The 20,829-nt window shown below is 60.8% G+C and carries 17 protein-coding genes and 3 pseudogenes; 11 read left to right on the top strand and 9 right to left on the bottom strand.

Going from position 1 to position 20,829, the window contains the following annotated elements; all coding sequences use genetic code 11:
• Window positions 1-187: 187 nt before the first annotated feature.
• From sutA to glnK, 4 genes are all read right to left on the bottom strand, one after another.
• Window positions 188-511 carry a transcriptional regulator SutA gene (gene sutA / locus NVV94_RS00720; protein WP_258445364.1) on the bottom strand — a complete coding sequence of 108 codons (324 nt, stop codon included), beginning with the start codon at window positions 509-511 and terminating at the stop codon, window positions 188-190.
• Window positions 512-614: 103 nt separating this feature from the next.
• Window positions 615-1,040 (bottom strand): secondary thiamine-phosphate synthase enzyme YjbQ, encoded by a 426-nt coding sequence (locus NVV94_RS00715; protein ID WP_258445363.1) that lies wholly within the window; start codon window positions 1,038-1,040, stop codon window positions 615-617.
• Window positions 1,041-1,251: 211 nt separating this feature from the next.
• Entirely contained in the window at window positions 1,252-2,586 is a 1,335-nt protein-coding gene (locus NVV94_RS00710; protein ID WP_258445362.1) for an ammonium transporter, read from the bottom strand.
• Window positions 2,587-2,619: 33 nt separating this feature from the next.
• Window positions 2,620-2,958 carry a P-II family nitrogen regulator gene (gene glnK, locus NVV94_RS00705; protein WP_002555808.1) on the bottom strand — a complete coding sequence of 113 codons (339 nt, stop codon included), beginning with the start codon at window positions 2,956-2,958 and terminating at the stop codon, window positions 2,620-2,622.
• A 414-nt stretch (window positions 2,959-3,372) separates the two neighbouring features.
• Here glnK and NVV94_RS00700 point away from each other — a divergent pair, with 414 nt between their 5' ends.
• The 3 genes and pseudogenes from NVV94_RS00700 to NVV94_RS00690 all read left to right on the top strand — a co-directional run bounded on the left by NVV94_RS00700 (window position 3,373) and on the right by NVV94_RS00690 (window position 6,942).
• Complete coding sequence (locus NVV94_RS00700; RefSeq protein WP_258445361.1) at window positions 3,373-3,633, top strand: accessory factor UbiK family protein; 261 nt, start codon at window positions 3,373-3,375, stop codon at window positions 3,631-3,633.
• Between the two features lie 297 nt (window positions 3,634-3,930).
• Window positions 3,931-5,422, top strand: a pseudogene (locus NVV94_RS00695) (YifB family Mg chelatase-like AAA ATPase).
• Between the two features lie 86 nt (window positions 5,423-5,508).
• The gene (locus NVV94_RS00690) at window positions 5,509-6,942 is read left to right on the top strand and encodes a mechanosensitive ion channel family protein (RefSeq protein ID WP_258445360.1); all 1,434 of its coding nucleotides are present in this window, start codon (window positions 5,509-5,511) and stop codon (window positions 6,940-6,942) included.
• Here the strand turns inward: NVV94_RS00690 and NVV94_RS00685 are convergent.
• The gene (locus NVV94_RS00685; protein WP_258445359.1) at window positions 6,939-8,225 is read right to left on the bottom strand and encodes an FAD-binding oxidoreductase; all 1,287 of its coding nucleotides are present in this window, start codon (window positions 8,223-8,225) and stop codon (window positions 6,939-6,941) included. The genes NVV94_RS00690 and NVV94_RS00685 overlap by 4 nt on opposite strands.
• 306 nt (window positions 8,226-8,531) lie before the next feature.
• Here NVV94_RS00685 and NVV94_RS00680 point away from each other — a divergent pair, with 306 nt between their 5' ends.
• From NVV94_RS00680 to NVV94_RS00670, 3 genes and pseudogenes are all read left to right on the top strand, one after another.
• Window positions 8,532-8,972, top strand: coding sequence for a CBS domain-containing protein (locus NVV94_RS00680; protein WP_258445358.1), 441 nt, complete (start codon window positions 8,532-8,534; stop codon window positions 8,970-8,972).
• 71 nt (window positions 8,973-9,043) lie between these two features.
• Window positions 9,044-9,382 (top strand): annotated as a pseudogene (locus NVV94_RS00675) (Rieske 2Fe-2S domain-containing protein); the annotation flags it as partial.
• Window positions 9,383-9,411: 29 nt separating this feature from the next.
• Window positions 9,412-9,630 (top strand): annotated as a pseudogene (locus tag NVV94_RS00670) (aromatic-ring-hydroxylating dioxygenase subunit beta); the annotation flags it as partial.
• Between the two features lies 1 nt (window position 9,631).
• Here NVV94_RS00670 and NVV94_RS00665 read toward each other — a convergent pair.
• From NVV94_RS00665 to NVV94_RS00655, 3 genes are all read right to left on the bottom strand, one after another.
• Window positions 9,632-10,267 carry an NADH:ubiquinone oxidoreductase subunit N gene (locus NVV94_RS00665; protein WP_258445357.1) on the bottom strand — a complete coding sequence of 212 codons (636 nt, stop codon included), beginning with the start codon at window positions 10,265-10,267 and terminating at the stop codon, window positions 9,632-9,634.
• A gap of 66 nt (window positions 10,268-10,333) precedes the next feature.
• On the bottom strand, window positions 10,334-10,573 hold the full coding sequence (locus tag NVV94_RS00660; RefSeq protein ID WP_258445356.1) for a DUF2789 domain-containing protein: 240 nt from the start codon (window positions 10,571-10,573) through the stop codon (window positions 10,334-10,336).
• A 63-nt stretch (window positions 10,574-10,636) separates the two neighbouring features.
• Window positions 10,637-11,098: an aminoacyl-tRNA deacylase gene (locus tag NVV94_RS00655; RefSeq protein ID WP_258445355.1), complete on the bottom strand. Its 462-nt coding sequence runs from the start codon at window positions 11,096-11,098 to the stop codon at window positions 10,637-10,639.
• A 239-nt stretch (window positions 11,099-11,337) separates the two neighbouring features.
• On the opposite strand from NVV94_RS00655, the gene NVV94_RS00650 reads away from it, so the two are divergent.
• Window positions 11,338-12,723, top strand: a complete 1,386-nt coding sequence (locus NVV94_RS00650) for a nodulation protein NfeD (protein ID WP_258445354.1) — start codon at window positions 11,338-11,340, stop codon at window positions 12,721-12,723.
• A gap of 2 nt (window positions 12,724-12,725) precedes the next feature.
• Window positions 12,726-13,484 carry a slipin family protein gene (locus NVV94_RS00645; protein WP_258445353.1) on the top strand — a complete coding sequence of 253 codons (759 nt, stop codon included), beginning with the start codon at window positions 12,726-12,728 and terminating at the stop codon, window positions 13,482-13,484.
• A 118-nt stretch (window positions 13,485-13,602) separates the two neighbouring features.
• Here the strand turns inward: NVV94_RS00645 and NVV94_RS00640 are convergent, their stop codons facing one another.
• Window positions 13,603-14,436, bottom strand: a complete 834-nt coding sequence (locus tag NVV94_RS00640) for a tetratricopeptide repeat protein (protein ID WP_258445352.1) — start codon at window positions 14,434-14,436, stop codon at window positions 13,603-13,605.
• Between the two features lie 592 nt (window positions 14,437-15,028).
• Here NVV94_RS00640 and bcsQ point away from each other — a divergent pair.
• Genes bcsQ through bcsB form a run of 3 tightly spaced genes read left to right on the top strand, consistent with a single transcriptional unit; the run spans window position 15,029 to window position 20,762 of the window.
• On the top strand, window positions 15,029-16,246 hold the full coding sequence (bcsQ, locus tag NVV94_RS00635) for a cellulose biosynthesis protein BcsQ (RefSeq protein ID WP_258445351.1): 1,218 nt from the start codon (window positions 15,029-15,031) through the stop codon (window positions 16,244-16,246).
• Window positions 16,243-18,468 carry a UDP-forming cellulose synthase catalytic subunit gene (gene bcsA / locus NVV94_RS00630; RefSeq protein WP_258445350.1) on the top strand — a complete coding sequence of 742 codons (2,226 nt, stop codon included), beginning with the start codon at window positions 16,243-16,245 and terminating at the stop codon, window positions 18,466-18,468. Before bcsQ ends, bcsA begins: the two co-directional genes overlap by 4 nt.
• The gene (bcsB, locus tag NVV94_RS00625; protein ID WP_258445349.1) at window positions 18,465-20,762 is read left to right on the top strand and encodes a cellulose biosynthesis cyclic di-GMP-binding regulatory protein BcsB; all 2,298 of its coding nucleotides are present in this window, start codon (window positions 18,465-18,467) and stop codon (window positions 20,760-20,762) included. The genes bcsA and bcsB overlap by 4 nt, the downstream gene beginning before the upstream one ends.
• Window positions 20,763-20,829: the final 67 nt, after the last annotated feature.

Below are 20,829 nucleotides of genomic sequence, written 5' to 3'. Positions count from 1 at the left end.
GCTGCCGTTAGGCTGTCGCAGTGGCGCACCAGCTGGAGTCCCGCAGGGGCTCCCCGGCGATATTGAGATCCCGCGCCTGCTTCGCACGTGAGCGTCGCAGCGGCTACAAGTCGACACTACCCGACACCGCGAAGCGCCCATGAAAAAGCCCGCAGCGACGGCGGGCTTTTTCATGGCATGCGGACAGTCAAATAGGGCGGCTGCCGTACTTGTTGTCAGGCTTCTTGGGTGGATCGGCCACCACATTCGGCTCGACTTCCTGCACTTTGCCTCCGCGCGCGAGGAATTCTTCCATCGCCCGGGCCAGCGCATCGCGCTCTTTGTTCTTGGCTTCTACGCTGGGCAGCTCATCGACCGAGACCGCAGCTTTGGCCTTGCCCTTGGCAGTAGGGACAGGTGCATCACCACCATCGTCTTCCGCGACATCTTCAACGGCCGCTTCAAGACCTTCTTCGGCTTCGTCATCGTCACCTACTTCGAGGTCATCATTTTCCAGATCATCGTCGCTCATGTTCTACCTCATGACTTGCGAAAAGCAGATTAGTTATAGCCCAGCTTCACCCACTGTCGAAGGCCTGCCAGGAAAAATTCAACATCCACTGGTAACCAGCGGCTTAAGCGCCCTCGCCGTGCAGCGTGGCGAGGAGCTTGCGAGCACCGCCATGATCGCGATGCTCGCCCAAATAAACACCCTGCCAGCTGCCCAACGCCAATCGCCCGGCCATGATCGGCAAGCTCAATTGACAGCCTAGCAAACTGGCCTTGAAGTGTGCAGGCAGGTCGTCAGCACCTTCGTCGTTATGTTCGTAACCCTCTGATCCTTGTGGGACCAACCGGTTGAAAAATCGTTCGAAGTCACGACGAACCGCCGGGTCGGCGTTCTCGTTGATGGTCAACGACGCAGAGGTATGTTGCAGCCACAAATGCAGCAAGCCGGCTCGACATTCGCTCAATTGCGGCAAACCGGCGAGTATCTCGTCAGTCACCAGATGAAAGCCCCGGGGTCGTGCCCGCAAGGTAATCAGGGTCTGCTGCCACATACCGTTCTCCACAGCTTCGGCGCGCATTCTAGCGCGCTCTGGGAAAAAGCAAAGAGGCTATATTTCTCTGCGGGCTGTAAGTGTTCGACCCACATTTGCCGACTGTATCGACACGCCTTGAATCGGCTCGTAGAAACCGTTTGCGTATAATGCAAATGACAAACTCCAGACAAAAAAATGCCCGGCAAGCCGGGCATTTTTTTCGCCGCGATTACAGGTTGTAACCACGCTCGTTGTGCTGCGCCAGGTCGAGGCCGACGGCTTCTTCCTCTTCGTTGATCCGCAGGCCCATGACCACATCCAGCACCTTGAGGATGATGAAGGTCACGATGGCCGTGTAGATGACGGTGAAACCGACGCCTTTGACTTGAATCCAGACTTGAGCGCCGATGTCCTCGACAGTGCCGAAGCCACCCAGTGCAGGGGCTGCGAACACACCGGTGAGGATTGCGCCGACGATACCGCCGATACCGTGTACGCCGAAGGCGTCCAGCGAGTCATCGTAGCCCATCTTGCGCTTGAGGCTGGTGGCGCAGAAGTAGCAGATCACACCGGCCGCCAGGCCGATCACCAGGGCGCCCATCGGGCCTACGGTGCCTGCTGCCGGGGTTACCGCAACCAGACCCGCCACCACACCGGAAGCGATACCCAGTGCGCTTGGCTTGCCGTGGGTTACCCACTCGGCGAACATCCAGCCCAGTGCAGCTGCAGCTGTTGCTATCTGGGTGACCAGCATGGCCATGCCGGCCGTGCCGTTGGCGGCAGCTGCCGAGCCGGCGTTGAAGCCGAACCAGCCGATCCAGAGCATGGCCGCACCCATCAGGGTGTAACCCAGGTTATGAGGTGCCATCGGGGTGGTCGGGAAGCCTTTGCGCTTGCCCAGTACCAGGCAGGCAACCAGGCCGGCCACACCGGCGTTGATGTGCACCACAGTACCGCCAGCGAAGTCGAGAACGCCCCAGTCCCACATCAGGCCGCCGTTGCCGCTCCAGACCATGTGTGCAATCGGCGCGTAGACCAGGGTGAACCAGATACCCATGAATATCAGCATCGCGGAGAACTTCATCCGCTCGGCGAAGGCACCCACGATCAGGGCCGGGGTGATGATCGCGAAGGTCATCTGGAAGGTGATGAACACCGCTTCCGGGAACAGTGCGGTTGCCGAGGTCAGGCTGGCAGGCGTCACACCGCTGAGGAAGGCTTTCGAGAAACCGCCGACGAAAGAATTGAAATTGACGACACCCTGTTCCATGCCAGTGGTATCGAACGCCATGCTGTAGCCGTAGATGACCCACAGCACGCTGATCAAACCGGTAATTGCGAAGCACTGCATCATCACCGACAGAACGTTCTTGGAACGCACCATGCCGCCGTAGAACAAGGCAAGGCCGGGAATGGTCATGAACAGCACCAGGGCTGTCGAAGTCAACATCCAGGCGGTGTCGCCGGAGTTGAGCACAGGGGCTGCCGCCTCTTCTGCCATGGCCAGGCCAGGCATTATTAGGGACAAAAGGGCTCCTAGCCCTGCGAAGCGACGCAGAGTCATATTGTTATCTCCTGGGGCGTTGGGTTTGGCGGCTTAGATTGCGTCGGTATCGGTTTCGCCGGTACGGATGCGAATAGCCTGTTCCAGATTGACCACGAAAATCTTGCCGTCACCGATCTTGCCGGTGTTGGCCGCCTTGGTGATCGCCTCGATGACCCGATCAAGATCCTTGTCGTCGATAGCGACGTCGATCTTCACCTTGGGCAGGAAATCGACTACGTACTCTGCGCCACGGTACAGCTCGGTATGGCCCTTCTGGCGACCGAAGCCTTTGACTTCGGTAACGGTAATGCCCTGCACGCCGATTTCGGACAGTGACTCGCGCACGTCGTCCAACTTGAACGGCTTGATGATGGCAGTGACTAGCTTCATGAAACTCTCTCCCGAATTGGTGGACTTGCCCCAGGAAACAAACCCAGCTCAAGTCTAAGCGCAGTGTCTGGCTTTGTAACGCATCGTCGGTCTTGCATCCCCGCGACCGACGCCAATCACTGCTCCTGTCGAAACACTTCCCCTGCGTTGCGCACTGGATTCGTCACGATGACTACATCAGTGCAGGGGTCATCAGCGTGTAAGCAGAAACCTTGCCATAACCAACAAATCCTGTGATTACAGTGACTTGGCTGTTTCTTGCGGAGGACTTTGCAGGCAAGTCGTCCAATTGCGCACAACAACGGTGCGCTACCGCTCGTCCTGATGCGCGAAAAGCGTGCAATGCAGCAGGCTCCCCAAGACTATAGACACCGCGTGGTACACTGGCGCCCATCTGATTCTGGAAACTTGACCATGCTCGCGCCCAAAGCCTTTCTCGACGCCCTGAGCGACCACGCCTCCCGTTTGTTCAGTGGCGATACCGCACAGCCTCGCGCTGAACTGGAGAGCCAGTTCAAAGCCCTGCTGCAAAGCGGTTTCAGTAAACTGGACCTGGTCAGCCGGGAAGAATTCGACAGCCAGATGGTCGTCCTGGCCCGCACCCGTGCCCGCCTGGAAAGCCTGGAAGCGAAAGTCGCCGAGCTCGAAGCACGGCTGACGCCACCCGCCGAGTAAGCCAGCGCCGCACCAACCCCTGGCGGCGCCTTGCACGCCTCCCTACACTGCCCCCATTGAGCCACTGATGGCGTGGGGCAGCTGCCGATGAATCGCAATGAACTGCGCAAGGCCGACATCAACCTGATGGTGGTCTTCGAAACCCTGATGCTCGAGCGCAACATGACCCGGTCAGATCGAGCAACACAGGCAACACCATGACGCACAAAAGGCGAGCGTTTCAATCTCGCCGCCCATCTCGCTCCACTATTCTTGCAAGGCCGCTGGATGCGGCGTTCACCTCATCATGGAGCAATCATGTCCCTCGCCATCGTCCACAGCCGCGCCCAGGTCGGCGTGGTGGCCCCGGCCGTCACGGTCGAAGCCCATCTGGCCAACGGCCTGCCGGCGCTGACGCTGGTTGGCTTGCCCGAAGCCACCGTGAAGGAAAGCAAGGACCGGGTGCGTAGCGCGATCCTCAACTCCCGGCTCGACTTTCCCGCCCGGCGCATCACCCTGAACCTCGCCCCCGCCGACCTGCCCAAGGACGGCGGGCGCTTCGACCTGGCCATCGCCCTTGGCATCCTCGCGGCAAGCGGGCAGATGCCGCCCACGGCATTGCACAACGTCGAGTGTCTGGGCGAACTGGCGCTGTCCGGCGGCTTGCGCCCGGTGCAGGGCGTCCTGCCTGCCGCCCTCGCCGCCCGGGATGCCGGGCGCGCGCTTGTGGTACCGCGTGAAAATGCCGAAGAAGCCTGCCTGGCATCGGGCCTTACTGTCTATGCGATAGAACATCTGCTGGAGCTGGTCGCCCACTTCAACGGCCAGAACCCGATCAGCCCGTACAAGGCCAATGGTCTGTTGCTGATCAGCAAACCCTACCCCGATCTGAGTGAAGTCCAGGGGCAGCTTGCTGCTAAACGCGCCTTGCTGATCGCCGCGGCAGGAGCGCACAACCTGCTCTTCAGCGGCCCGCCCGGCACCGGCAAGACCCTGCTCGCAAGCCGCCTGCCCGGCCTGTTGCCACCGCTGGGCGAGCGTGAAGCCCTTGAGGTCGCCGCCATCCAGTCGGTCGCCAGCCATGTGCCGCTGAGCAGCTGGCCGCAGCGCCCGTTCCGTCATCCACACCACTCCGCTTCCGGCGCAGCGCTGGTTGGCGGCGGCAGTCGCCCGCAGCCGGGCGAAATCACCCTGGCCCATCACGGTGTGCTTTTTCTGGATGAGCTCGGAGTTCGACCGCAAAGTCCTCGAGGTCCTGCGCGAACCGCTGGAGTCCGGCGAAATCGTCATCGCCCGTGCCCGCGACAAGGTCCGCTTCCCTGCCCGCTTCCAACTGGTTGCGGCAATGAATCCCTGCCCCTGTGGCTATCTGGGCGAGCCCAGCGGCCGCTGTCGTTGCAGCAGCGACCAGGTCCAGCGCTATCGCAACAAACTCTCGGGCCCCTTGCTCGATCGCATCGATCTGCACCTGACCGTCGCCCGTGAAGCCACCGCCTTGAATCCCACTGAACCCAGCGCAGATAACAGCGCCAATGCCGCCGCACGCGTCGCCGAGGCCCGCGAGCTGCAACTCAAGCGCCAGGGTTGCGCCAACGCCTTCCTCGACCTGCCCGGCCTGCGCCAGCACTGTCAGTTATCCACCGAGGATGAGAAATGGCTGGAAACCGCCTGCGAGCGGCTGACCCTGTCCTTGCGTGCGGCGCATCGCTTGCTGAAAGTCGCGCGCACACTGGCGGACCTGGAACAGGCCGAAACGATTGGTCGAGGCCATGTGGCGGAGGCGCTGCAGTATCGGCCGTCGAGTCAGTGAAAGCCCAAATGCACCCCACCTTGTAACGAACTACATTTGCGGGGATTCTGAGCACCTTCGGCGTCAGATCCAGACCAGAGGACGGCATGCTCACATTTATCCAGAATCACCCCTTGGTGATCGGTGCCACCTTGCTGGTGCTCGACCTGCTGGTTTGGCGGGTGATCCCGGCCGAGCACAAGTCATGGCGTATTTCTGCCAAGCTCAGCGTCTTTCTGTTGTTCAGCTGGGTGCTGATCAGCGCAGGGATGAGTCCGCTGCAACCGGCACCCTGGCCCGAGGATGTTTCGCACAACCTGGTCGCCACGGTGCTGGAGATTTTTTGGTGGCTGTTCGGCGCGCGTACGCTCACGGTGGTACTGGCGATGATGCTGATCCCGCGCACCGGTCATACCGGGCGGTTGCTGCAGGATGTGATGGGGGCAGTGATTTTCCTGATCGCGATCGTGGCTGCGGCGGCCTATGTCATGCAGTTGCCGGTCAAGGGCCTGCTGGCGACCTCGGGGGCCATGGCGATCATTGTCGGCCTGGCCTTGCAAAGCACGTTGAGCGATGTGTTTTCCGGGATCGTGCTCAATACCACCAAGCCTTACCAGGTCGATGACTGGATCTCTATCGACGGCACGGAGGGCAAAGTGGTCGATATCGATTGGCGCGCGACTCACCTGCTGACCGGGCAGGGCAGCATGGCGGTGATTCCCAACTCGGTTGCGGCCAAAGCCAAGATTCTCAACTACAGCCGCCCGAATGATGTCCACGGTGTTTCGATCAGCGTGGTGGTACCGGCCAGGGTGCGGCCACGGCGAGTACTCGATGCGCTGGAGAAAACCCTGCAAGGCAGCAGCGCCCTGTTGTCGTTTCCAAAGCCCAGGGCAACAGTGAAGAGTTCGGGGCTGGAGTCCATGGAATACGAGGCCAGCGGCTTCGTCGCATCAATGGACAAGAAGACCGAAGTGCGCAACCTGCTGTTCGATCTCGCCCACCGCCACCTCGAAGCCTCGGGCGTGGTCTGGAACGGCGATGCCTCCCAGGAGCCCTGGACACGCCAGCGAAGCCTGCTGGAAGAGGTGCGGGTGTTCCGCTCCTTGACCCGCGAAGAAAAGGACATGCTCAGCCAAAGCATGACGCCGGTTGAGTATCCAGCCGACCAGGTCATCCTGAAGGTCGGTGAAGTGTCGGACTATCTTCTGGTAATCGGTACAGGAGTCGTCTCGGCATCCATAGCCGATGGCAATGCGCTGATCGAGGCCGGCCGCATGGGGCCCGGAGAAATTCTCGGGGAAGAAGGCATCATCGAAGGCGAAAGCACCCGGGCAGAGTTCCGCAGCCTGACCACCTGCACCCTCTATCGCATCGAGAAGAGTGCCGTGCGCAACTGCCTGGAACAGCGCACGGAAGTGAAAGCGGCGCTGAGCAAACTGCAGCGCTTCCGCCAACAGGCCAGCCAGTCCCTGTTATTGCAAAAGCCGGTCGCCATCAAAAAAGGCGGCTTTCTGAACTGGCTGCACAAGAAGGTCTAGAGCACCACGCGCAGACATTGCCCGGCGTGGTACAGGGAGAATCCCGTCTCGTAGAGGCCGGCCCGCAGTGCCGCTGCCGCCACCGGTTTCATGGGCGAAAATGGAATTGGCAATTGATCGCGGTTGTCTTCGATCAGGTATTGCGCAAAGGCTTTGCCGATGACCGTACCGGTAGTGTTGCCACGACCGTTGTAACCGGTCACCGCAACGATGCCCGGCGCTGGCTCGAACAAGCGCATCAGGTGATCGGGGGTGAAGTCGATGCAGCCGGTCCAGTGCATTTCCCAGTCGACTTTGCCCAACTGTGGAAAGTAATGGCCCTGGATACGGTCGGCCCAACTGCGAATGAACCAGGCCGGCTTGTTGTCGACTCGTCCCAGGCTGCCCAGCAACAAGCGGCCCTGATCGTCGCGACGGATGCTGCTCAATACAGTGCGGGTATCCCAGGACCCTTGGCCATGCTTGAGCACGCTGTCCGCTGCGGCCCCACTCAAGGGCACTGACGCGACCTGGTAGTAGTAACCTCGGAAGAAATGCTTCTGCAGGTCGGTCCAGTCGCCTTCGGTATAGGCCCCCGTGGAGATCACCACCTTGTCGGCGCTGACCGAGCCCTTGGCGGTTTTCACGCGCCAGCCGCTATCCTGCCGCTCCAGCCCCTGCACTGAGGAATGTTGATAGATCTGGCCGCCCAGTCGCGTGACCGCTGCCGCAAGCCCCAGGGTGTAGCCCATTGGGTTGATCGTGCCGGCGCGGCGGTCGAGCAGCGCAACGGAGACTTTGTCGGTGCCGCAGAATTCCTGGCAGAGGGCACCGGTCAGCAGCTGGACATCGGCACCGCGTCGGGTCCACTGCTCATGGCGCGCCTGCAGGTCGGCGACGCCCGTGGCATTGTGCGCCATGTGCAGCGTGCCTTCGTTACGGGCCTGGCAGTCGATGCCGTGTCGCTTGATCATGGCGAAGACTTCGGCGGGTGCCTCGCCCAGCACTTTGTTCAGACGGCTGCCCTGCTGCTGGCCAAGGGTAGCCTCGACGTCGTCGGGGCGAATCCAGGTACCGGCATTGACCAGCCCGACGTTGCGCCCCGAACCGCCGTGGCCCAGTTGCCAGGCTTCGAGCAGGATGACCCGCTTGCCTTGCTCGAGCAGGTGAATAGCGGCGGACAAGCCGGTGATGCCGCCACCGATGATGCATACATCCGCCGTGACATCACTGGCCAGCGCAACGGCTGTTGGCGCTTGTGGTGTCACATGTTCCCACAGACATTCTTGACGCAGTTCTGTCATGACCCCAATGGCTCCGTGTTTCTGCCTGCTTCGACGGTGCGCCTGCATCGCTGGCAAGCCAGTTTCCACAGTGAAATGCGAGCTCCTGCGTTCCCTTGTGTGTGGCTTGCCAGCGATGAGGCCCTGACGGGCCTCCACAAATCAAACCACCGAACCACCTCGCGCAGACTTATACCCAGTTTTTGTGCGAAAAAACACGGCAATGACGTTTTTCTATAGTGTGCATGCCGCTTTCATCCTTGCCCTGCAGGCCGCTCTCTACGATTCTGTATAGACGCCCCATGCACCTTACTGGAGAGGCCCCGCATGAAGACCGTTGCCGAACTGCTTAAGCTCAAGGCGGAGAAACACCAGCAAGTCCACACCATCGCCTCGAGCCAGATGGTGCTCGAAGCGCTTCAAGAAATGGCCAACAAGAACGTCGGCGCGCTACCGGTAGTCGACCACGGCCAGGTGGTCGGCGTGGTCAGCGAGCGCGACTATGCGCGCAAGATGATCCTCGAGGGCCGCTCCTCGGCCAAAACGCCCGTCAGCGCCATCATGAGTGCCCCAGTGATCACGGTGGGCACTCATCAAACCGTCGAGGCCTGCATGGCCATCATGACCGATAGCCATTTGCGCCATTTGCCGGTCGTGGAAAACGGCCAACTGGTGGGCCTGCTGTCCATTGGTGACCTGGTCAAAGAGGCGATTGCCGAACAAGCCAGCCTGATCCAGCAGCTTGAGAAATACATTCGCGGCGAATAAGGCTGCCGCCTGGAGTGATCAATGCAACGGCCTGGAGCAAACGGCATCAGAACGAGTTGTTCTGCCGGGATATCAACGCCTGCCAGCACCGCGGCACCACCCTGACCCGCGTGGGCAAGGGCAACCAGTCCACCTTCACCTGCCCCTTCCATGCCTGGTGCTACAGGAGCGACGGCCGCCTGGTGAAGGTCAAGGCACCGGGCGAGTATCCGGAAGGTTTCGACAAGGCCACCCGTGGCCTGAAGAAAGCACGCATCGAAAGCTACAAGGGCTTCGTCTTCATCAGTCTGGACATCAATGGCAGCGACAGCCTGGAAGCGTTCCTCGGCGACACCAAAGTGTTCTTCGACATGGTGGTCGCCCAGTCGCCAACCGGCGAGCTGGAAGTGCTGCCGGGCAAATCGACCTACGCCAGTTCGAGGACTTCTTCAACGACCTGTTCGACGAGAACAGCGAATTCCACTTGCCGCAGTGGGACTCCGAACACGTCTACACCACCGACCCGAAGCGCGGCATGTCGCTGATCTATTACCCCAGCCGTTCAGGCCTTGAGGATCGCGTGTTCCGCATTCGTACTGGCAAGGCCGCTTCGACCATCCCGATGCCTCGCACCCTGCACATAATCAGCAACGTGCGCTTCGCCGAGCGCGAAGGGGGCGCTACAGATACTCCCCCTCCAACTCATCGAGTTGATGATCGAAACTGCGCAACCGTGCCGACCAGGTGTACACCAGCACTTCCAGGTCACGATTTATCACCGCCCCGCCCATCGAGCTTTCCTGGGAATCGCACAAATCCAGTTGATAACGCTCTCGGGCCATGGCCACCGCAACGGTGGAGAGCTCTCGGGCGTTGTTCAGCCAATGCCAGCCACTGCTGTGGATTTCCTGATCCAGTACCCGGCATTGCACCTTGAGGGCTTCGAGGCTTTTTTCCAGCGGGGTTCCGGTCAGTTCGCCCATGACTTCCTGGAAGGTGCGGCCCGGCTGCCAATAGCTGCCCCAGAAGTAGCGATCGAAGACGGTTTCGACCCGGCGCAAGGCCACTTTGGTATCCCAGATCGCCACCAGGGCTTTGCCCTGGGCCAATCGACGCTTCTTGAGTTGCACGTTCTGGTACGCAGCCCATGCCAGTACGCACAGCGCCATGGCGGCGATCAACGCCGAGACGCTGTAGAGAAAGACCAGAGCCTTGTCGAATTGATAGGCCTGGGACACGCCATAGAAATAGGTCCCTGTCAGCAGGGTCAGCGCCGTGATGGCGCACCAGAAACCGGGTGCGTAGGGATCTTTCATCGCCACAATCCCCCTCTTCTTGTTTTCCTGAGCATAGCAACGCTTCGGGTTACGCAAGGCCCCCATTCACCTCATTTTGCGCAGCATCAGGTTGAGCTGGTCGACCACCTCGGCCCAATCGGCGTCATCCTGGATACCCTCACGCAAGAAGTCCGCCTGGGCCTTGGTCCAGAAAAACGCGTCGGCCAGCACCAGGTTGGGCTTGAGCGGCGAATGGCTGGCGACAAAGGCGTCTATGCCGACCGGATCGGTCGCAAGGCCCAACTGTTTGAACAAGGACGGCAGGCTATGGATCGGTGATTCCATGAGTGACTCCTCGCGCCAGGTTGGTTGCAAACGGCCACGACCTGGCACTCGGTTCGCGTTTCATTAATGACAAACCTCACGCACTTCGGCATGGGGTACCAGTTTCAGGTATTCGTCCATTTTCATATGGACCAGGTAGCTGTGATTGCCGGCTTCCAGGTAAATATCGCCCTGACGGGTGAGCGTCGGGTCGAGCAGCATTTTCATGCCATAGGCCTCACCCAGTGCCGGAATGGCACCACGCTCGCAGTCGCCGAACAGATGCGGCAAACCGCTTTCGCGGGTCAGTTGCCAGTTACCCAGGCTCTGGATCTTGCTCAGGTCCAGATGCTTGTTGGCCGGAAGCACGGCCATGATGTAGTTACCGTGCCGGTCATCGAGAATGACCGATTTGGCCACTCGCTCTGCCGGAACGCTGGCCACCCGCGCAGATTCCAGGCTTGTCGCTGAATGTGGGTGGGCCACTATGTCGAAATCGCAACGCGCTTGTTTCAGGCTGCGTTCGACTGTTTGTGCCATACGCATGATTCACCTCCATGCCCTGCCGGGATCGACAAGGCAACTGCTTTATAGTCGTTCCCCCTGTGTCCAAGTTTAGGCAGTTCGGCGCCCCAACGCGGCCCGACGGCTGTAACAGTTGAAGCTATACCGTGACGCCGATAGTCGAGAATGAACTAACCGCCGCACCTGCATCGCCCACGGCTGGCTCAACTACGCTTTAAGTGGAAGATTGCAGGCTGTCGAACCTGCAACCGGGAGGTCCCGTGAACAGTCATTGGTGGTGTCGCCTGCTCTTGCTGCTGATACTGGTCGGCTTGCCGACGGGTTCGGCGACTGCTGCCGGCAGCGTCGTGGTCCTGACCGTCAATGATGCCATCGGCCCGGCCAGTGCCGACTACGTGGTGCGCGGCCTGACGCGGGCGGGGACCGAGGGCGCACAGTTGGTGGTCATCAACCTCGATACCCCCGGCGGGCTGGACACCTCGATGCGCTCGATCATCAAGGCGATCCTGGCCAGCCCCGTGCCGGTGGCCAGTTTCGTCGCCCCCAGTGGCGCGCGCGCGGCCAGTGCCGGCACCTATATCCTGTATGCCAGCCACGTTGCCGCGATGACCCCGGGAACCAATCTGGGTGCCGCTACGCCTGTGCAGATCGGCGGCCTGCCAGGGATCGCACCCGAACCCCCACGCCCACCCGCCGCACCCACCACCGACAAGAACGCCCCGCCCGAGCCGCTGGACACCCTGACTCGCAAGCAGATCAACGATGCGGCGGCCTACATCCGTGGTCTTGCGCAACTGCGCGGGCGAAATGCCGACTGGGCGGAAAAAGCGGTACGCGAATCGGTCAGCCTCTCTGCCGACGAAGCGCTCAAACTCAAGGTGGTCGATTATGTGGCCAATGACGTGGCAGACCTGCTCAAGCAACTGGACGGCAAAAGCCTGAATGTCGCCGGCCAAACGCTGAAACTGAGTACCGCCGGGGCTGCACTGATCGACCATGCGCCTGATTGGCGCACCCAACTGCTGGCAGTAATCACCAACCCTAGCGTTGCGTTGCTGCTGATCATGATCGGCGTCTATGGCTTGATGTTCGAATTCATGAACCCGGGGTCGGGTGTCGGTGGGGTAATGGGCGGCATCTGCCTGTTGCTGGGGCTGTATGCCTTGCAACTGTTGCCGGTTAATTACGCCGGGGTCGGGCTGATACTGCTGGGGCTGGCCTTCATGATCGCCGAGGCGTTTCTACCGAGTTTCGGTGTAATCGGCTTCGGAGGGGTGGTGGCCTTTGTCGTCGGCGCGGTGATTTTGATGGACACCGATGTACCGGGCTTCGGTATTCCGTTGACCCTGATCATCGGCATGGCACTGATCAGTGCACTGTTGCTGATGACGCTGGTCGGCATGGCGCTCAAGGCTCGACGGCGCGCCCTGGTGAGTGGCGACGCGGGCCTGGTCGGCAGCCTGGCCACGGTGACCGGGCTGATGCCGGGCCTGCCGATGAGCGGCTGGGTGCAACTGCAGGGCGAAAAATGGCAAGTGCAGAGCCACTCGCCCCTGCGCCTGGGCCAACAGGTCCGGGTGGTGGCGCGCAAGGGCGTGCTGCTGGACGTCATCACGTTGGATGAAACGCCACCGCAAGGAGATTGATCATGTTCGTCGAATTGGGCTTTGGCGCGCTGTTGGCGCTGTTCCTGGCATTGTTGCTCTCCGCCTTCCGGATTTTGCGCGAATACGAACGCGGGGTGGTGTTCCAGCTCGGGCGCTTCTGGCAGGTCAAGGGGCCGGGGCTGATTCTGCTGATTCCGATGGTGCAACAGATGGTTCGCGTGGACTTGCGCACCGTGGTGCTCGATGTACCACCGCAGGATGTGATCACCCGCGACAACGTTTCGGTCAAGGTCAACGCCGTGCTCTACTTCCGGGTTCTCGACCCGCAGAAGGCGATCATTCAGGTCGAAGACTTTCTCATGGCCACCAGCCAGTTGGCACAGACCACCCTGCGGGCCGTACTCGGTAAACACGAGCTGGACGAACTGCTCGCCGAGCGCGAACGGCTCAACACTGATATCCAGCAAGTACTCGATGCCCAGACCGACGCCTGGGGGATCAAGGTGGCGAACGTCGAGATCAAGCACGTCGACCTCAACGAGTCGATGATCCGCGCCATCGCCAAGCAGGCCGAAGCCGAGCGTGAACGGCGGGCCAAGGTGATTCACGCCGAAGGTGAATTGCAGGCTTCGGAGAAGCTCATGCAGGCCGCCGAGATGCTCGGGCGCCAGCCCGGCGCCATGCAGCTGCGCTACATGCAGACCCTGGGCGCGATCGCCGGGGACAAGAGCTCGACCATTGTGTTTCCGTTGCCGATTGAGTTTTTGAAAGGAATGGCGGACTTGTCGCAGAAAAGTTGACCGGCACTCGTTCCCACGCGGAGTCATCGGGAGGGATAATCGCAGCTATTCCTAGCTTGCTAACTATCTATATTCTCCGTTCAACCCGCTTCTCGTCAAGCGGCCCCCAGGACGTTTGTCATTTTCCCGATTGGGGGCGTACCTGGTCATCGAGCTTCATGGCCAAGGCCAGTTCACTGCCCAATGCAATGGCCTGATCCCGCCAGAACAGATAGCGCAAGGCCGGCTGCGCAATGCTGAAATGCACGGCCAGTTCTTCGGCCGCCGGCATGACACCCGCGACCGCCGCCAACTCGAGCCAATACACGCCGGCCTTGCTGTCGGCTGCAACTTGCAACCCATGCAGCAGGCGACAGCCGATTTCGTACCGGCAACGGGCATCGCCCTTGTGTGCACCTTGATAGAACCATTGAAAGGCCTGCTGCAGGTCCACTTGCCAGGGCCGCACAATGCCGTCGGCGCAGACCTCTTCCTCGTACAAATCGCCGAGGGCTGCCGCCGCAGGCACAAAACCCAAGGCGAAGGCTTGCTGGTAATACTCGGCGCAGAGGGGATAGTCCACGGGCACGCCCTTGCCGAAGTAATGCTGCTGCCCCAGGTTGAAACACGCCACTGCACTGCCCTGCACCGCTGCCATGCGCAGCAGATGACGCGCCAGTTCATGATCGGCAACCCAGTACTTGCCGTTGAGCCAGAGCCAGCCCAGGTCGTTGAGGGCCGTGATGCTGCCGTCCAGTGCCTGTTGGCGCAGATCGCGATAGACCGTCTGCAGGCATGACGCCTCGTCCAGGCGGGCGACCAGGGCGAACGAGTCCCCCGTCACCGCCCTCTGCGAAGGCACGCCGACGCCTGAATACAAGCGCTGTAAATAACCGGGTCTGCCCGGTGCCAGAGTGATGCTTTCGGGCAACAGACGTTCGAGCAGCGGGTAGATATTGGTGGCAACGATCATGATCATCCTTAATGGCTCGCCCCCGGTATAGACACCGAGGGTGGCAGGACAGAATTCTGCCCAAGCCGGCGACAGAACCTGTCGCATGCAAATCCATGCATTGGCCCGACGCGCGCCTGCCAGAGCCATCAGCCACGCCCGCCATCGCCATACTAGTAAAGACGCCCTTGTTGCCATCTGCCAAAGCCCAGACTCTTGCATGGGAATTGCATTGCCAAACGCTCAGTCGGCCGCCTGGAGGATGACGGTTGTCCTATTTTCGAAAAACGGGCATTCCTCATGTCGGAAAAACGGAAAAAACCGTAGGAAAAGCGACGTCAAACAGGCCCAATAGTGGGTTCCTTGACGTTATAGCCGTATTCTTCCGACTTTCAAGGCAATCGTCATTTCAACCGCGTCATTTTTATGGCGTGAAAATATAATTTACCGCCCATCAGAAAATAATACAATATAACCAACAGAATATTGACACTATCATAGTGATATCACACATTACCCTTCTTAAAACTAGGGGATTTGTGCGGTACGACTTTCGATATCTAGCCTTATCTGCACCCAGAATTTCAGATTGCTGTAGGCAGGAATTTCAGACATGACTCGTGCAGATGACATAGCGAATCTGTTCAACAGATTCGGGGCAAGTGCGGACAGCTATCTAGAGGTCGAACCGGTCTATAACTATCTGGAAGAAGAGCAGGTAGAACACGCCGCCCATCCAGCAGTCGCCTCTGTGCCTTCCATTGCATCGTCTGCGCACGCGTCCGGCCCTGCTGCCCCACGCTTCTTGCGGAGCTCGGTTGCCCAACCACCTGCTGTGAATTCGAGTGCCGAGCCTCCCGCTCAGGCCGAGCCCGCTGCGGTGGCCATCGCTGTTGTACCCGTCGCTGCGATTGCGCTGGAGAAGCCCGCCCCTGCCCCTCTGCACAAACTGCTTGCAGACCTGGCCAAGGCCCGCAAGAGTGAAGCCATTGCCCGCAACAATGCTGCCCTGGAAAACTCCCTCGCCATAACCGCGCCGCCCGACATCAAGGCCAGGATCATTGCGCTGGTATCGACCAAGGGCGGCGTCGGCAAGACCACGTTAACGGCCGCATTGGCGACCACGCTGGTGGCGCCGGAAGGCGGCAGGATCATTGCGCTGGAGCTCGATTCGCAAAATACCTTGCAATATCACCTGGGCGTCAGCCAACCGATTCCCGGCATCAGCCAGGCCAGCGGCGACGGCGACTGGCGCACCGTGAGCATGCAAGGGTTCTCTGATTCGCATTTCCTGCCCTATGGCAGGCCGGGGGAAGAGGAGCAACGCCACCTCGAGCACAACCTGGGCAAGGACAGCGCCTGGCTGGCACATCGGGTCGCGCGGATGAACCTTGGCGAGCAGGATGTGCTGATCATCAATACCCCGGCGGGCAACAGCGCCTGGCTGCACCAGGTGCTTGCCATAGCCGATGTGATCATGGTCGTCACCCTGGCCGATGCCGCCAGTTACCTGGCGCTTGAGCAGATGGACCGCATCCTTGCACCGCGCCTGGCCGCTGCCCAGCCGCCGGAGTGCTTGTATGTGATCAATCAGTTGGACGCCTCGCGGCAGTTCAGCCTCGACATGAGCGCAGTGCTTTCCCGGCGATTGGGCAAACGTTTAGTAGGCACGATTCATCTGGATCACTTCCTCAGCGAATCGCTGGCCTATGAGCGCAATCCCATGGAGCACCTGCCACGCAGCCAAGGCTGCGAGGACATAGCGCGCATTGCCGCCGCGCTTTCGCGACAGTTCATCGCACGGAGCCTACAAGAGTCCTGCGTGTCATGACCTCACAAGCGACTCAGACGCCACCCAACGGGCCGCGTCTCGGCCAGCGGCTGGATGCCGTGCTGGCCCGAATCAACCAGCTGCCGCAAGCTGTGCAAACTGCGATCACCCTCGCTATCTGCCTGATCGGTGGCCTGTTGCTGATCGGCATCATCGCCACACCCCTGGACCTGTACCGCCAATGCGCCTTTGCCCTGGCCTGCTTCGCGGCGACCCTGTTGCTGCGCAAAGCGCCGGGCAGGCTGGCCATCATGGCAATGATCGTGCTCTCGCTGGTCGCTTCATTGCGCTACATCTACTGGCGGGTCACCTCGACGCTCGGCTTCGACACATGGCTGGACATGTTCTTTGGATATGGCCTGGTGCTCGCGGAATTTTATGCCCTGGTCGTGCTGCTGTTCGGTTACCTGCAGACCGCCTGGCCGCTGCAACGCAAACCTGTCCTGCTGACGGGGGATCCTGGCGAGTGGCCGACTGTCGATGTGTTCATCCCGACGTACAACGAGTCGTTGAGCATCGTCAAATTGACGATTTTTGCCGCCCAGGCAATCGATTGGCCCAAGGACAAGTTGCGCGTGCATGTGCTGGACGATGGTCGCCGGGAGGACTTTCGCAGCTTCTGCCGGCAGATTGGGGTCAACTACATCACGCGCGACAACAATCGCCATGCCAAGGCCGGCAACCTGAACGAAGCGCTGAAGGTCACCGATGGCGAGTACATCGCCATTTTCGACGCAGACCATGTGCCAACCCGCTCGTTCCTGCAAATCAGCCTGGGCTGGTTCCTCAAGGACCCGAAGCTGGCGATGCTGCAAACGCCGCATTTCTTCTTTTCACCGGACCCGTTCGAGAAAAACCTGGACACCTTCCGCTCCGTTCCCAACGAAGGCGAGTTGTTCTACGGGCTGGTGCAGGACGGCAATGACCTCTGGAACGCGACCTTTTTCTGCGGCTCGTGCGCTGTCATTCGCCGCACGCCCCTGCTGGAAGTCGGCGGCGTGGCGGTGGAAACCGTGACCGAAGATGCCCACACCGCCCTCAAGCTCAATCGTGCCGGCTACAACACGGCTTACCTGGCCATTCCCCAGGCTGCGGGCCTTGCGACCGAAAGCCTGTCACGCCACATCAGCCAGCGGATTCGCTGGGCGCGAGGCATGGCGCAGATTTTCCGCACCGACAACCCCCTGTTCGGCAAGGGTCTGAACTTCGGCCAGCGTGTGTGCTATGTGAACGCCATGCTGCACTTTTTCTATGGTTTGCCTCGCTTGGTGTTTCTCACCGCGCCCCTGGCCTACCTGATTTTCGGCGCCCAGATTTTCCATGCCTCGGCGTTGATGATTACCGCCTATGTGCTGCCCCATATTCTCCATGCCAGCCTGACCAACTCCAGCATCCAGGGCCGTTTCCGCCACTCGTTCTGGAACGAAGTCTACGAGACGGTGCTGGCCTGGTACATCATGCGCCCGGTGTTGATGGCTCTGGTCAATCCCAAGTTCGGTGGTTTCAACGTGACCGACAAGGGCGGCATCATCGACAAGCACTACTTCGAGTGGAAGCTGGCGCGTCCCTACATCATCCTGCTGCTGTTGAACCTGACCGGGCTGGTGTTCGGTGTGGTTCAGTTGAGCCGGGGCGATAGCGATACGGCCATTACCGTGCTGATCAACCTGGCCTGGACGCTCTACAACATTGTCATCACCAGTGCCTCGGTGGCGGTTGCCAGTGAAACCCGACAGGTCCGCTCCGAGCCTCGCGTACGTGCCGAGCTGCCGGTCAAGGTACTGCGCCCCGACGGAAGCGAGATCCACGGCACGACCCAGGATTTTTCACAGAAAGGCCTGGGTATCAAGCTGCCCGCCGATGTCGGGATTCCCTGTGGCGAGCAGCTCCAGGTTGCGTTGTATCGCAACACCCAGACCAGCCTGTTTCCGGCCACCGTGGTCTTCAGCAGAGGCCAGTTGATCGGTGCGCAGTTCGACCCGCTGACCCTGCGCCAGCAAAGCGAGCTGGTCCGCCTGACCTTCTCGCGCGCCGATACCTGGGCCTCGACCTGGGGCAACGGCCAGGTCGATACACCGCTGGCGGCCTTGCGCGATGTCAGCGCGATCGGACTGCGCGGGATATACGCGCTGTTCAAAGCGGCGTCCCTGGAAATCGGCCACCGCCTTGAAGCCCGACGCACGTCTCCAACATCTCTAGACCCCCTCCTGGACAAGAAATGAATTCGATGTCTTCCCTTCGCAGCGGCGCGCGCTGCCGGCACCCCGTGCTCGTGCCATTGGTTATGTCCCTGCTGTGCCTGAGCGGAACCTTCCAGGCGGCCGTGGCGCAGGACGAGCCCGTCGAGCCCGTCGTTGCCCAGGCGCAAAGCGTTGCCGAAGCGGGCTATGCCTTGACCCTCAAACAGTTGGGCAAGGGCTACACCATGAACCTGCGAGGTGTGGAAGCCACCGACAGCGTCAACTTCAACGTCCGTGCGGACGAAATCGTCACCGGCGCACAGGTGGCGCTGCAGTACACCTATTCGCCGGCACTGCTCGCCGACCTCTCGCAGATCAACGTGATGGTCAATGATGAGGTGGCCGCAAGCCTGCCGCTGCCCAAGGAGAACGCTGGCACGCTGCAGAAGCAGGTCATCGAGATTCCGCCGCACTTGATCACCGAATTCAACCGCTTGAGCTTGCAACTCATCGGGCACTACACGATGCAGTGCGAAGACCCGCTGCATTCAAGTCTGTGGGCGCGGATCAGCAACGAGAGCCAGCTGAGCGTTCAAACCAAGGCGATCAACCTGCCCAATGATTTGGCGATTCTGCCGCTGCCGTTCTTCGACCGTCGCGACTCGCGGGCGCTGTCGCTGCCATTCGTTTTCATCAGCGCCCCGGACAACGCCACGCTGGAAGCAGCGGGTACGCTGTCGTCCTGGTTCGGTGCCCAGGCCAGCTACCGCAGCGCAAGCTTCCCGACCCTCCTGAGCCAGCTGCCGGAACAGGGCAACGCTATCGTTCTGGTCAGCGGCGCAGAAGCCCAGCGCATGGCTGGCCTGGAGGTTCCCGCGCCGAAGGGGCCAACCATCACCCTGGTAGGCAACCCCAACGATGCCCATGGCAAGCTGCTGCTGATTACCGGCCGCGATAGCGCCGAACTCAAGCGCGCCGCCGCCGCTCTCGCCCTCGGCAGTCAGGCCCTGGCCGGCGACAGCGTGATCATCGAAAACCTGGACAACCTGCAGCCGCGCAAACCCTATGACGCCCCGAACTGGCTGCCCAGCGATCGCCCGGTCCGACTTGGCGAACTGGCCGAAGCCAAACAACTGAATGTATCGGGCTACAACCCAGGCGCCATCAGCCTGGCGATGCGCCTGCCGCCAGACTTGTTCAACTGGCAGGAAAGCGGTGCCCGACTGAATTTGAAATACCGCTACACACCACAGCCGGTCTCGACCAATTCGTCGTTGTTGGTCAGTTTCAACGACACCTTCATCAAGTCCATCGACCTGCCCTCGGTGGAAAAACTCGGTGGCGGCGAGAGCCTGCTGAGCCTGTTGAAAAAAGACGACAGCCTGGCCCGCGAAACCACGGCGGTGTTGCCGCTCAATTCGGTAGCGCTGCAGTCGCGCCTGCAACTGCGCTTCATGTACGACTACATCAAGCAGGGCGAATGCCGGGACATCATCATCGACAACATGCGTGGCGCGATAGACCCGGACTCGACCCTGGACCTGAGCCACTATGACCACTTCATGGCCATGCCGAACCTGGGTGTGTTCAAGGACAGCGGGTTCCCGTTCACGCGCATGGCCGATCTGTCGGAAACGGCCGTCGTGCTGCCGGACGATGCAGGCCCTGCCGAGTTCAGTGCCTATCTGACACTGTTGGGACGCTTGGGCGACTCCACCGGCTATCCCGCCAGCGGCGTAACCGTAGCCCAGGCACAGCACGTCGCGGCGCTGGCTGACAAGGACCTGTTGGTGATCGCCTCCGGCGCCAACCAACCCTTGCTCAAACAATGGGCCGACCGCTTGCCCGCCAGCGTCGAGGAGGGCCAGCAGCGTTTCGAGCTTTCCGACCTGCCGTTACGAGTGCGCCAATGGGTCAGCCCGGATCCGCAAGCCAACCTGCGCCAGACCCGTAGCGCCTTCACCTTCTCGGGCGAGGGTGCCAATACCTATCTGACAGGCTTCGAGTCACCGCTCAAAAGCGGACGCAGTGTCGTCCTGATTGCAGCTGCCGACACTCAAGGGCTCAACGACGCGACCGCGGCACTGCTGGGCAGCGATGAAAACGCCGGCGCGCTTCAGGGCAGCCTGGCCGTGGTCAACGGCAAGCGCATCCAGTCTCTGGTCGCCGAGCAGGAATACTACGTGGGCCATCTGGGCCCGTTCAAATACGTCCAGTGGATATTTTCTCAGCATCTGTCGTGGATGCTGCTGGCGACAGCCCTGGGCATCCTGTTGATCAGCGTGTTGGTCTACCTGTCCCTTCGCAGCCGTGCCCGACGACGCCTGGGCGATTGATCGAGCAATGGAGCAAAGTCTGATGAACCCGCCCAAGACCGCCCTGCGCCAGCCACGTCTGCTCAGC

This window comes from Pseudomonas sp. LS1212, assembly GCF_024741815.1.
GTDB lineage: Bacteria > Pseudomonadota > Gammaproteobacteria > Pseudomonadales > Pseudomonadaceae > Aquipseudomonas.
The sequence above is the reverse complement of the archived record's forward strand: the minus strand, read 5'-3'. Positions and strand labels throughout refer to the sequence as shown.